Here is a 13,295-nt window from a genome sequence, read left to right as displayed (position 1 = left end):
GCAGAAGCGTTGGCCACGGTGGATGCCGTCGATATCGAGGTTCTGCGCGCCGACATGCTGGGTGAGATCGAGGCGCTGCGCGCCGAGATCGCGTCGCTGCGGGCGGTGCAGTCGCACATTCCCTTTGGCCAGCCGGTACAGGCGGAAATCGATCCGGAAGCGCTCAAGGGCTGTTTCACCCTGATCGAGGAACGGCTGTCGGCGCTGGAGTTCCGCGCCGAGGAGCAGGATACGGCCCTGCGCCGCGTGCTGACCCTGCTGGTGGACTGGGTGGAGCGTGAGGAGCGGATGGCGGATGTGCAGGCAGGCGTCGCTGCCTGACGCCTATATGACGGATAAGGTTAGACAATCATGCAGAACGCCCTGTCTGTCGATGTCGAGGATTGGTTCCAGGTCGGCGCGTTCGAGCGCACGCTCAAGCGTGCCGACTGGGACGGCCTGACCCATCGGGTCGAAGCCAATAGCGACGCCGTGCTGGACCTGTTCGCGCAGGCCGACGTCAAAGCGACCTTCTTCACCCTGGGCTGGGTGGCGGAGCGCTATCCTGCGCTCATGCGGCGCATTGCGGATGCCGGCCATGAAGTCGCCAGCCATGGGTACGACCATGCCCGCGTTTTCACCTTCACCCCGGAAGAATTTCGCGCCGACCTGCGCAAGTCGCGCGCCATATTGGAGGATGCGAGCGGGCAGGCGGTCACCGGCTATCGCGCGCCCAGCTTCTCCATCGATCCGCGCACGCCCTGGGCGCATATGATCCTGGCGGAGGAAGGCTATCGCTATTCCTCCAGCGTCGCGCCGATCCGACACGACCATTATGGCTGGCCCGATTCGCCGCGCTTCGCCTGGAAGCCGGTGGCGGGATCGGATCTGGTCGAATTGCCCGTCACCACCGCCAAATGGGGCAAGCGCACATTGGCGGCGGGGGGTGGGGGCTTTTTCCGCCTGCTGCCATACGCCTTTTCGCGCTGGGCGATCCGGCAGGTCAATGACCAGGCTGGCCGCCCCGCGATCATCTATTTCCATCCCTGGGAAATCGACCCGGACCAACCGCGCGTTTCGGGCGCGCCGCTGCGGTCGCGCCTACGTCATTACAGCAACCTGTCGGTGATGGCGGCCAAACTGCGTCGCCTGACCCGCGATTTCGCCTGGACTCGCGTCGATGCGCTGGCGGACGCGGAAGCGGCGCGCGCGTCATGATGGTCGGCAATCTCGCCGGCTTGGGCGTCACGATGCTGGACGTTGACGATCCCACTCAGGCGCAGGCTGCCGACGCTTTCGTCATGGCCCATTCCGACGGCACGCCCTTTCATCGCACCGCTTGGCTGCGCGCGATCACGCAGGCGATGGGGCACCGCGCGCTGCTGCTCGCCGCCTTCGCGCCCTCTGGCCAAATTCGGGGCTTGTTGCCTCTGCACCATGTAAAGAGCCGGTTGTTCGGTGATGCGCTGGTGTCGTCGGCTTTTGCGGTCGATGGCGGATTGCTGGTTGCGGATGACCGGGCGACAGCAGCGCTCGCCGTTGCGGCCCAGGGGCTGGCGGGCGACAGAGGCGGTCCGCCGCTGGAATTGCGCGGCGGGCCTGCGCCGGGCGGCGACTGGCAGCGGCGCGAAGGCGAATATGTCGGCTTTGTCCGGCCGCTGGCCGCAGATGACGAAGCGGACCTGCGCGCCATCCCGCGCAAGCATCGCGCCGAACTGCGCAAGGCGCTCGCCAATTCGTCGCTCAATGTCGAAACCGGGCGCAGCGATCGTCTGCGGCGCGACCATTATCGCGTTTATGCGGCCAGCGTTCGCAATCTGGGCACGCCTGTCTTCCCCAAACAGCTGTTTCACTCGGTGTTGCAACAGTTTGGCGAGGATGCCGACATTTTGGTGGTGCGCGAAGGTGATCGGCCTGTGTCCGCGGTGCTGACGCTTTATCATCAGGGGCGGGTGATGCCCTATTGGGGCGGCGGCGTCGCCGATGCGCGGCGGCTGCGCTCCAACGAACTCATGTATTATCGGCTGATGGGGCATGGCCGGGCGCGTGGCATGAGCCAGTTCGATTTCGGCCGCTCCAAGGTTGGCAGCGGGCAGGCGGCGTGGAAGAAGAGCTTCGGCTTCGATCCTGTCCCGCGCGTCTATCATGGCTGGTCGGCGGATGGCGCCAGGCGCGACGTCAATCCGACCAGCGCCAAATATCAACGGCGGATCAACCTGTGGAAGCGTCTGCCGCTGCCCGTCGCCAATCTGCTGGGGCCGATGATATCGCGCGGCCTTGGTTGATACGCATACAAAATATTCAATCCTGACCGCTAGGTTCGGGCGGGGGTGACGAGGGAATGACGTCCATGAATGCAATCACCGGTCTGGGGGTCATCGTCGATGAAGCGCGCCTGTCCGATGCCGTGACCGTCGCCGGGATCGACGCCTGGGTCTGCGCCCAGCCGGCTTCGACCCCCTTCCATCGGCCTGGCTGGATCATGGGGGTCGAAGCAGGCACCGGGCAAAAGGCCAAGATGCTGGTCGCGCGCCAGATCGACGGGGCGATCGTCGGCCTGTTGCCGCTGACCTATATCCGTTCGATCTTGTTTGGACGTGCGCTGGTGGGGAGTGGCTTTGCCGTCGATGGCGGCATATTGGCCAGCCATCGCAAGGCCGGGCCGGCGCTGGCCGACGCCGCCTGGACCCTGGCGGAACAACTGGGCTGCGACACGCTGGAATTGCGCGGCGGGGAAGCGCCCGGCGGTCCGATTTGGCAGGAGAAGGCGGACGCCTATCTGGGCTTCTCGCGTGCGCTCGCGGCCGATGACGAGGCGGAACTGAAGGCCGTCCCCAAGCGCCACCGGGCGGAAATCCGCAAGGGGATGGCGAACGACCTGCAATTCGAGACGGGGCGCGACAAGCGGATGCGCGACATCCATTACCGGCTCTACGCCCATAGCGTTCATAATCTGGGCACGCCGGTCTTCCCGCGCACCTTGTTCGACCAGATCATGGACCGGTTCGGCGACGACGCCGACATCGCTCTGGTTTCAAAGGATGGCGTGCCGCTGTCGGCGGTCATCAGCTTCTATCATCGCGGCGCCTGTATGCCCTATTGGCATGGCGCGGGCGAAGGCGCACGCGCGATGCGATCCAACGAATTTCTCTATTTCAGTTTGATGCGGGCCGCACGCGAGCGGGGCTGCGCCGTCTTCGATTTCGGCCGGTCGAAGGTCGGCACCGGCCCCGCCGCCTGGAAGAAGACCTGGGGGTTCGAGGGCGAACCGCTCGGCTATCATCTGCGCACCGCGCCGGGTAAGGAGACGCGCGACGTCAATCCGCTGTCTCCGCAATATCGGCGCAAGGTCGAATATTGGAAGAAACTGCCCGAATCGATCGCCAACCTGATCGGGCCGCATATTGCGCGAGGGCTGGGATGACCGGCGAGATACTTTTCCTCTGCCACCGCATCCCCTTTCCACCGGACCGGGGCGACAAGATCCGCTCCTATCACCTGCTCCAGCGGTTGGCGCAAATCGCGCCCGTCCATGTCGGCTGCTTTGCCGACGATGATCGCGACATGGGTTTTGCAAGCGACATGGCGCAGGTCGCGGTCAGCCAGTGCGTGCTGATGCGCGACCGGTCGAAACTGGTCGCCGGGCTGACGGGTCTGGCCAAACGCCAGTCGCTCCTCGTGTCGCTGTTCGATCATCCCGGCCTGCATCGCTGGGTGGCGCAGACGCTGGCGCAGCGACCGATCCGCGCCGTCGTCGCCTATTCGGCGCAGATGGCGCATTTCGTGCCCGTGCTGCCCGCTGACGTGCGTTTCCTGATGGATTTCGTCGATTTCGATTCCGCCAAATATGCGACCTATGGCGCAGAAGGGGCGGGACCGATGGGCTGGATCAACCGGCGCGAGGGCCGAGTGTTGCTCGACTTCGAACGGCGGACGGCGGCGCGCGCCGACATCAGCAGCTTTGTCAGTGAAGCGGAGGCCGCCCTGTTCCGCGACGCTTGCGGCCTGGACGCCAACCGCGTGGTCGCAATCGAGAATGGCGTGGCGCTGGACTATTTCGATCCGGCGGCGGATTTTCCTGCCGTCGATCGCGGGGAGGGGCCGCTGCTCGTCTTCACCGGGCAGATGGATTATCGCCCCAATGTCGAGGCGGTCGAGAGTTTCGCGCGCCAGAGTTTGCCCGCCATTCGCATCGTTCATCCCGATGCCCGCTTCGCCATTGTCGGGCGCAATCCGGCCAAGGCGGTGGAGGCGTTGGCCGACTTGCCCGGCGTGATCGTGACCGGCGGAGTGCCCGATGTGCGTGGCTGGCTGGCGGCGGCGGATGTCGTCGTCGCGCCGCTGCGGATCGCGCGCGGCATCCAGAACAAGGTGCTGGAGGCGATGGCGATGGCGAGGCCAGTCGTCGCCTCGCCGCAGGCGGCCGAAGGAATCGACGCCAGCGACGACGTCCATTTTCTGGTCGCCGCCAATCCGGCGGAAGAAGCGGCGAAGATCGTCGCGCTGCTGGCGGACTCTGCGCGTGCGCAGCGACTGGGCCTCGCCGGGCGCAAGCGGACGGAGGAACGCTATCGCTGGTCCGCTACGTTGGCGGCGCTGCCCGACCTGCTGCTGGGATCGCCCGCCCAGAGCGCGTGCGCGGCGTGAACGAACGGGCGATCTCCATGGACCGGATGCCGCTCACAGACCTGACCGGCTGGCGCGGTCATCTGATCGCGCTGGGCGTCGTCGCTTTTGCGATCATCGCGCTGTTCTTCGCCGATGTCCGGGGCATGGTGTCGATCTGGTGGAACGCCTCCACCTTCGGCCACTGCCTCTTCATCCCCTTCCTCATCGCCTGGCTGGTGCAGCAGCGCCTGCCCGGATTGCGGCAACTGGAGCCGGTCGCCTGGACGCCGGGGCTGGTCTGGCTGGGGGCGGGCGCGCTGGCCTGGCTGCTGGGCGCAGCGGCGGGCGTGGCGATGGTGCGCCACGGCGCACTGATTATGATGTTGCAGGGTGCGACCATCGCGCTGCTCGGCCCGGCGGTGGCGCGGGCGCTGCTCTTCCCGCTTTTCTACGCCTTTTTCATGGTGCCCTTTGGTGAGGAGATCGTGCCGCCGCTGCAACTGGTAACGGCGCGTCTCGCCATGCTGCTGCTCGACCTGTCTGGCGTGCCGGCGCATATGGAGGGCATCTTCATTACGACGCCGACCGGCTATTTCGAAGTGGCCGAGGCCTGTTCGGGCGCGAAATTCCTGATCGCCATGACCGCCTATGGCGTATTGGTCTGCAATGTCTGTTTCAAAAGCTGGTCGCGGCGCGCGGTGTTCATCGTCGGAGCGCTCAGCCTGTCGGTGCTGGCCAATGGCGTGCGCGCCTTCGCCACCATATTGGTCGCGCATCTCACCACCGTCGATGCCGCCGTCGGGTTCGACCATGTCGTCTATGGCTGGGTCTTTTTTGCGATCGTGATGGCGATCGTCATGGCCACCGCCTGGCCCTTCTTCGATCGCAAGCCGGGCGATCCCTGGTTCGATCCGCGCGCCCTGCAAGGCGCGGTGCGTGCGTCGCCGCGCACCGGCACAATTGCCGGAGGTGCGCTGGCGGTGATCGTCGCGGCGCCCCTGTGGCTCGCCACGACCGCCGCGACCGCCGATCCGCTGCCGCTTGCACTGACCCTGCCCATGGTGGAGGGCTGGACCCGGACCGACGCGCGCCATGCCTATCCGTGGACGCCGCGTTTCGATGGCGCGGATCATTTCGTCATCGGCCGCTACCGCAACGGACGAGGGCAAGTCGTGGACCTCGCCATCGCCGCCTTTGCGCGACAGGAAGAGGGGCGCGAACTGGTGGGCTTCGGCCAGGGGGCGGCCGATCCCGACAGCGAATGGGTCTGGTCGTCGCCGGCCCGCGCGCCCGCTTATGGCCGGGGCGAGCAGATCACCGCGCCTGGCCCGGTGGTGCGCCACGTCGTGAGCTTTTACGGCATAGGCGGCGGCGCATTGTCGGGCAGCAAGCCTGCGGTCAAGCTGGCGACGATGAAGGCCCGGCTGCTGGGGCAGGATCAGCGTGCCGTCGCCCTGTTGGTGTCGGCGGAAGACGCCGAAGGGCGCCCATCCGACTCGGCGATCGCGGCGTTCCTGACCGATTTGGGTGATGTGCGGGTTTTGGCTGACCGCAGCGTCGGCATCCGCTAGGGAAGTTCGCATGTGCGGCATAGCAGGCATTTTCCATCTCGAAACGGCCAAGCCCGTGGACCCTGCGCGGGTGCGCGCGATGCTGGACGTCATGCCGCATCGCGGGCCGGACGGCAGCGGCATCTGGACTGCGCCGGGCGTGGGGCTCGGCCATCTACGCCTGTCGATCATCGACCTGGAAGCCGGCGCTCAGCCGATGCTGACCGAGGATGAGAGCCTCACCGTCGTCTTCAACGGCGAAATCTATAACTTCGCCGAGGTACGCGCAGAATTGCAGGCGAAGGGCCATGTGTTCCGCACGCATAGCGACACCGAAGTCATCCTGCATGGTTATCGCCAATGGGGCGAGGAGTGCGTGCAGCGCTTCAACGGCATGTTCGCCTTCGCCCTGTTCGATGCGCGGGCGCAGGCGCTGTGGCTGGTGCGCGACAGGCTGGGGGTCAAGCCGCTCCATTATGCGTTGCTGTCCGATGGCAGCCTGATCTTCGGGTCGGAATTGAAGAGCCTGCTGGCGCACCCCCTGCTGCGCCGCGCGCCGGATTTGTCGGCGGTCGAGGATTATTTGGCCTATGGCTATGTCCCCGACGATGCCTGCCTGGTGGCGGGCGTGCGCAAGCTCGGCGCGGGCGAGACGCTGCGGCTGGTGCGCGGTCGCCCCTTGCCGCAACCCCAACGCTATTGGGATATCAGCTTCGCCGACCGGACCAAGGCGTCACCGCAAGCGCTGGAAGAAGAACTGGTCGCGCTGATGCGCCAGGCTGTGCGTTCGCGCATGGTCGCCGACGTGCCGCTGGGCGCTTTTCTGTCGGGCGGGGTCGACAGCAGCAGCGTCGTCGCGCTGATGGCCGAAGCCTCGTCCCAGGCGGTCAAGACCTGCACCATTGGTTTCGACGTCGCCGCGCTGGACGAGACGGCCTATGCGGATCGCATTGCGCGCCGCTTCGCCACCGACCATCGCAGCCGGATCGTGTCGCCCGACGATTATGGGTTGATCGACCGGCTGGCCTTTCATTTCGACGAGCCTTTCGCCGATGCATCCGCCCTGCCGACCTTCCGCGTGTGCGAACTGGCGCGCGAGCAGGTGACGGTTGCGCTGTCGGGCGACGGCGCGGACGAGGCCTTTGCGGGCTATCGCCGCCATCGCTTCCAGATGCAGGGCGAGCGTTTCCGCAGCCTGATTCCGGCGTCGGTGCGCCAGCCGCTGTTTGGGACGCTCGGTAAATATTATCCCAAGGCTGATTGGGCGCCGCGCGCGCTGCGCGCGAAATCGACCTTCCTGGAACTGGCGGGGGAGGGCGGGGAAGCCTATGCCGCGTCGGTAGGCGTCACGCCGCACGCGCTGCGCCAGCGATTGTTCAGCCAGGAGATGAAGGGCCGGCTGGGCGCCTATCGCGCCGAGGACCGTTATATCAAGGCGATGGAGGATGCGCCCGCGCGCGATCCTCTCGACCGGGCGCAATATGCCGACATCCGCATCTGGCTGCCCGGTGACATCCTGACCAAGACCGACCGGATGAGCATGGCCGTCAGCCTGGAAGCGCGCGAGCCTCTGCTGGATCATCGCCTGGTCGAATTCGCCGCCCGCCTGCCGGTGGCGCAGCGCATCCGCGGCAATAGCGGCAAATATCTGATGAAGAAGGCGATGGAGCCGTTCCTGCCGCAGGACATTCTCTATCGCCAGAAAATGGGCTTCGTGACGCCGATCAGCGCCTGGTTCCGGGGCGCTCTGGCGGGCGAGGCAACCGCGATCGCGGGCGGCTCCGCGCTGGCCAGGACCGGCTGGTTCGACACCAGGATACTGGCGAAGGTCGCGGCGGACCATCGATCGGGCGTGTCGGATCATGGCCGGCTGTTGTGGCAGTTGCTGATGCTGGACAAGGCGCTGACGCGGTTGTTCGCGGTCTAACCACCCAGATCCGTTCGTTGCGAGCACGGTCGAGAAACGCGGGCACAGCGTTGGGAGCTTCTTGACCGCGCTCGAAGCGAACGGGTGGGGGAACGCGAACCTCTTGCAACCCGCGCGCGCCGGTGCCAACGGAACGCATGGCGATAATCAGGGCGCATCGGTGACAGTCTCGAAGGAAATCGTGCGGCTGCGGCTTTATGCGCTGTGTCTGGCTGGCGACATGGCGGGGCTGTTCTGCGCCTTCCTGGCCGCCAACTGGTTCGTGCTGGGCGCGCTCTGGGGCGAGCCGGGGAAACCCCATGGCCTCGTCATGTTCGCCATGGTCGCGCCGCTCTATGCGCTGCTGGCGGTGCAGGGTGGCGCCTATGGCATCAATACGCTGGACCGGGTGCGGCGGGGGATCGTGCGGGCGCTGTGGGCGCTGGCGCAGGCGGCGCTGCTGATGCTGCTGATCGTCTATCTGGGCAAGATCGCCGAGCAATTGTCGCGTCTGACCTTCATTACCGGCCTTACGCTCAGCGCCATCGCGGTGACGCTGGTGCGGCTGGCGGTCGTGCGACTCGCGGTGCGGGTATTGGGCGATGTGCCGCATCTGACCGCGGTCATTCTGGACGGCGTGGCGATCGAAACCGGGCCGCATATGGACCTGATCGACGCCGATGCCGCCAACCTCCATCCCGAACGGCATGACGCCGACATGGCGGCACGGCTGGCGGCGGCGGTCGGCATGGCGGAGCGGGTGATCGTCGCCTGTCCGCTCGATCGGATGGCGGACTGGTCGGCGGCGCTCAAGTCCTTGTCGGCGCGGGGAGAGATCGTCGTCCCAGAACTGCTGCGCTTCGCCCCGGCGCGGATCGATGAACTGGATGGTCAGCCCACCATTATCGTCGCCGGCGGTCCGCTCCATTTCCGCGATCGGCTGATCAAACGGCTGTTCGACCTGATCGTCGCCGCGGTCGCGACCATCCTGCTGTCGCCGATCCTGATCGCGGCGACGCTGGCGGTGCGGCTGACCAGCCCCGGCCCCGCGCTGTTCCGCCAGCCGCGCATCGGCAAGGACGCCCGGCCCTTCGCCATCTACAAGTTCCGCTCGATGCGGGCGGAGGCGAGCGACCACAAGGCGGCGACCCTGACCCGGCGCGACGACGATCGGGTGACGAAGGTCGGCGCCTTCCTGCGCAAGACCAGCATCGATGAACTGCCGCAATTGTTCAACGTGTTGAAGGGCGACATGAGCATCGTCGGCCCGCGTCCCCACGCCGCCGCCGCCAAGGCCGGCGACAGCCTCTATTGGGAGGTCGATGCCCGCTATTGGGAACGGCATTGCATCAAGCCGGGCATGACCGGCCTGGCGCAGGTGCGCGGCCATCGCGGTTCCACCGATCATCATCAGGATCTGATCGACCGGCTTCAGTCGGACCTCGAATATGTCAGCGACTGGTCGGTCTGGCGCGATCTGCGGATCATCTTCGCGACGCTGGGCGTGCTGGTCCATCACAAGGCCTATTGAGCGATGGCGACCGACCTGATCCTTGGCGTTGTCCTTCTGCTCTGCCTGCTCGCGGTGGCGTGGCCGTTTCTTGTCTACCCGCTGATCCTGCGCGCGCTACCGACCGTAGCGGAAACGCCGGTCGATAGCCCATCCCCCAGCGCCTCCCTGCTGTTCTGCGCTTATAATGAGGCGGCGGCGATGCCGGAGAAGCTTGCCAATCTGGCGATGCTCAAGCAGCTTCATCCCACCCTTGAAATCCTCGCCTTCGATGATGGTTCGTCCGACGGCACCGGCGACCTGATCGCCGCGCAAGGCGATCTGGTGACGCTCATCCGTGGGCCGGGGCGCAGCGGCAAGGCGCATGGCATGAAGCAACTGGCCGTCCGCGCGCGAGGCGAGATACTGATCTTCACCGACGCCAATGTGCTGTTGGACGGGGAAGCGGTGGAGCGCCTGCTCGCCCGCTATGCCGACAGTCAGGTCGGCGGCGTGCTGGGGTCGCTCCACTATATTGGCGCGGAGGATAGCGCGACCGCCTCGGTCGGGTCGCTCTACTGGCGGATCGAGGAACGGTTGAAGGATGAGGAATCGCGCACCGGCAATGTGTTGGGCGCCGATGGCTCCATCTTCTCGATCCGGCGCAGCCTCTATCCCGATTTCCCCGACAGCGTGCTGGACGATTTGACCGTGTCCATGGCGGTCCTGTTCGCGGGCAAGCGCCTCATCAAGGCGAAGGATGTGATCGCGCGCGAACGGCTGGTGACAGCTCGCAAAGACGAATATCGGCGTAAGGTCCGGATCGCGGCGCGCGCCTGGCATACCCATGTTCATTTGCGGCCGCAGTTGCGGCGTTTGGGCGCCCTGGACCGGTTCAAATATGCGTCGCGCAAGATCGTCCGCTGGTTCGGCGGGCTGTTCATTCTGGTCGGCGGACTCGCTGCGGGCGCGCTGGCGATGCGGGTGTCGCCGGCGCTCTATCTGGCGGGTGCGCTGGGCGTGGCGCTGCTGCTGTGGATCGGCGTGCGGGCGAAGAGCGGTCCTGTCGCCGCGCTGGTCGATGTGCTGATCGCCTATGCCGCGACCCTTCAGGGCGTCGCCAAGGCGATGACGGGGCGCACCGTCACCGTCTGGAACCCCGCCCAGTCGCGCTAAATCGGCCGCGCTGCGCTACTGCCCCTTCACATAGACCCGCTTGCCGCCGATCCAGGTTTCCAGCACCTGGGTCTGGCGGATGTCGGCCGGACGTGCCGCCGAAATGTCGCGGTCGATCAGCAGGAAATCGGCGCGCTGGCCCGGAACCAGGCTGCCGAACTTTTTGTCGGCGAAACCGGCATAGGCGGCCTGGCGCGTGAAACCATCCAGCGCGGCTTCAAAGCTGACGCGCTGATCGGGCCTCCAGCCGCCCACGGGTTCGCCCTTGCCATCCTCGCGGCTCATGGCCACGGCGATGCCCGCAAAGGGGTTGGGGCTTTCCACCGGCACGTCGGATCCGAAGGCCAGTGGCACCTTGTTGTCCAGCATCGTCTTCCACGCATAGGCGCCGTTCAGCCGGGCTTCGCCCAGCCGCGCCGTCGCCATCCGCCAGTCCGACGCTTCATGGACCGGCTGCATCGACGCGATAGCGCCTAGCGGCCCGAAGCGGGTCAGGTCGCTAGGGCTAACGATCTGCGCATGTTCCACGCGCCAGCGCCGGTCGCCCTTATAGGTGTCGTTCAGTTCCTCGATCGCGTTCAGCAATTCATGATTGGCCGCGTCGCCGATGGCGTGGACGGCGACCTGGAAATTATCCATCGCCGCGCGGCTCATGAAGTTGCGCAACTGCGTGTCGGGGATCATCGGCAAGCCGCGCTGACCCGGCGCATCGGCATAATCGGCGCGCAGCCATGCCCCGCGCGACCCAAGCGCGCCGTCGAGCAATAGCTTCACGCCGCCCATGCGCAGATGGTCGTCATAGAGCCAGGGCGTCGGCTCCGGCCCGGCGATCAGCACCATATTGTCGATGCCATAGGCATAGGACATGATCCGCACGCGCAGCGCGCCGCGATCGGCCGAGCGGCGGAAAGCCTGCCAATCCTCTATGCTGGTGCCCATGTCGGCAATGCCGGTGATGCCCACGGCCAGCAGCGCGCGCTGCGCCTTTTCCAGCGCTATGTCGCGGTCCTTGGGTGCGGGCGGCGGGGTAACTTTCTGGATCAGGTCCATCGCCTTGTCGACGAAGACGCCGGCCGGCTTGCCGCCCGCCATCTCGATCCGGCCGCCCATCGGCGCCTTGGTCGCAGGCGTGATGCCCGCCGCGCGGATCGCCGCGCTGTTGGCCCAGCCGGCATGGCCGTCGATCCGTTCCAGCCACACTGGAATGTCACCAACCGCCGCGTCCAGTTCGGCGGCGGTGGGGAAGCGGCCGAGGCCCCATTGTTCCTGGTTCCAGCCGGTGCCGATGATCCATTTGCGGCCCTCATTGGCCTGCGCATAGGCGCTAATCTTCGCCTGCGCTTCTGCCAACGATCGCGTGTCCGACAGGTCGAGCGTGATAAGCGACAGGCCATAGCCCATGACATGGCCATGCGCGTCGATCAGGCCGGGGATCAGCGTCTTGCCGCCCGCATCCAGCTTGAACGCCAGCCCTTTGGGCGGTTCAGGCCAGGGCTGCCCCTTTTTCGGCTTTTTGGGCCGCTCATATTTGGGCTCCTGATAACGGCCCGGCAGCAGCTTTTCGACCTTGCCGTCATCGTCGATCAGCAGCGCGCCAAAGCGCACGACCTTGCCGCTGGGGTCCAGCGCGATGCCGTTGACATTGTCGATCACGCCAGAGGCGTAAGCGGGGAGGGGCAGGGCGAGCGCAGCAATGGTCGCGATATAGAGGGGTTTCATGCGCGGGTGATCCGGCGCACCAGCGCGCTGGTGTCCTGACGGTTGCCGCCCATAGCCTGCACGTCGGCGTAGAATTGATCGACCATCGCGGTCACTGGCAATGTGGCGCCGTTGGCTCGCGCTTCCTCCAGCGCCAGGCCCAGATCCTTGCGCATCCAATCCACCGCAAAGCCGAAATCAAAACTGTCCTGCGCCATCGTCTTCCACCGATTGTCCATCTGCCAGCTTTGCGCCGCGCCGCCGGAAATCGCCTCGAACACCCTGTCCAGGTCAAGTTCGGCCGCCTGGGCGAAGCGCAGCGCTTCGGACAGGCCCTGCAACACGCCGCCGATGCAAATCTGGTTCACCATCTTGGTCGTCTGGCCCGCGCCTGCGCCGCCGACATGCACGATCCGCGCGGCATAGGCCTGCATCACCAGCTTCGCCGCCGCCACCGCCGGTTCGCTGCCGCCGCACATGATTGACAGCCGCCCATTCTCGGCTCCCGCCTGACCGCCCGACACCGGCGCGTCGACGCTATGGATGCCGCGGCTCTCGCCCTCAACGAACAGCTGCCGCGCGATCCGTGCCGACACGGTGGTATGGTCGATGAACAGGCTGCCTTCCTTCATCGATCGGAAAGCGCCTTCGCGTCCCAGCGTGATCTGCGACAGGTCATCGTCATTGCCGACGCAACTGATGACGATGTCCGCATCCTCCGCCGCCTTGGCCGGGCTGATCGCGACGGCGCCGCCATAGGCTTCCGCCCAGCTCTTCGCCTTGCCGATGGAGCGATTGTAAACGGTCAGGCTGTGCCCCGCCTTGGCCAGGTGCCCTGCAACCGGGCTGCCCATGACGCCCAGGCCGATAAACGCGATATTAGCCATAT

Annotated in this window: 10 protein-coding genes; 8 read left to right on the top strand and 2 right to left on the bottom strand. The window is 66.1% G+C overall.

The window, feature by feature from the left end:
* The first annotated feature begins 351 nt into the window (after positions 1-351).
* The 8 genes from sphantq_RS04065 to sphantq_RS04030 all read left to right on the top strand — a co-directional run bounded on the left by sphantq_RS04065 (position 352) and on the right by sphantq_RS04030 (position 10,708).
* Positions 352-1,197 (top strand): XrtA system polysaccharide deacetylase, encoded by an 846-nt coding sequence (locus sphantq_RS04065; RefSeq protein WP_066603433.1) that lies wholly within the window; start codon positions 352-354, stop codon positions 1,195-1,197.
* Positions 1,194-2,264, top strand: coding sequence for a FemAB family XrtA/PEP-CTERM system-associated protein (locus sphantq_RS04060; RefSeq protein ID WP_129925968.1), 1,071 nt, complete (start codon positions 1,194-1,196; stop codon positions 2,262-2,264). Before sphantq_RS04065 ends, sphantq_RS04060 begins: the two co-directional genes overlap by 4 nt.
* 65 nt (positions 2,265-2,329) lie before the next feature.
* Positions 2,330-3,403, top strand: a complete 1,074-nt coding sequence (locus sphantq_RS04055; RefSeq protein WP_272799667.1) for a FemAB family XrtA/PEP-CTERM system-associated protein — start codon at positions 2,330-2,332, stop codon at positions 3,401-3,403.
* The gene (locus tag sphantq_RS04050) at positions 3,400-4,626 is read left to right on the top strand and encodes a TIGR03087 family PEP-CTERM/XrtA system glycosyltransferase (protein ID WP_066603420.1); all 1,227 of its coding nucleotides are present in this window, start codon (positions 3,400-3,402) and stop codon (positions 4,624-4,626) included. Before sphantq_RS04055 ends, sphantq_RS04050 begins: the two co-directional genes overlap by 4 nt.
* Entirely contained in the window at positions 4,623-6,158 is a 1,536-nt protein-coding gene (gene xrtA, locus sphantq_RS04045) for an exosortase A (RefSeq protein WP_129925970.1), read from the top strand. The genes sphantq_RS04050 and xrtA overlap by 4 nt, the downstream gene beginning before the upstream one ends.
* Before the next feature lie 10 nt (positions 6,159-6,168).
* Entirely contained in the window at positions 6,169-8,064 is a 1,896-nt protein-coding gene (locus sphantq_RS04040; protein WP_272799665.1) for an XrtA/PEP-CTERM system amidotransferase, read from the top strand.
* Between the two features lie 160 nt (positions 8,065-8,224).
* Entirely contained in the window at positions 8,225-9,574 is a 1,350-nt protein-coding gene (locus sphantq_RS04035; protein ID WP_066603409.1) for a sugar transferase, read from the top strand.
* 3 nt (positions 9,575-9,577) lie between these two features.
* Entirely contained in the window at positions 9,578-10,708 is a 1,131-nt protein-coding gene (locus tag sphantq_RS04030; protein ID WP_066603407.1) for a glycosyltransferase, read from the top strand.
* A 15-nt stretch (positions 10,709-10,723) separates the two neighbouring features.
* On the opposite strand, the gene sphantq_RS04025 is transcribed toward sphantq_RS04030, so the two are convergent.
* Entirely contained in the window at positions 10,724-12,427 is a 1,704-nt protein-coding gene (locus tag sphantq_RS04025; RefSeq protein WP_272799664.1) for an amidohydrolase, read from the bottom strand.
* Positions 12,424-13,293 (bottom strand): NAD(P)-dependent oxidoreductase, encoded by an 870-nt coding sequence (locus sphantq_RS04020; protein ID WP_272799663.1) that lies wholly within the window; start codon positions 13,291-13,293, stop codon positions 12,424-12,426. Before sphantq_RS04020 ends, sphantq_RS04025 begins: the two co-directional genes overlap by 4 nt.
* Between the last annotated feature and the right edge of the window lie 2 nt (positions 13,294-13,295).

The sequence above is a fragment of the Sphingobium sp. AntQ-1 genome, assembly GCF_028538045.1.
GTDB lineage: Bacteria > Pseudomonadota > Alphaproteobacteria > Sphingomonadales > Sphingomonadaceae > Sphingobium > Sphingobium cupriresistens.
Note: the sequence above shows the minus strand (reverse complement) of the source record. Positions and strands in the feature narration are given on the sequence as shown.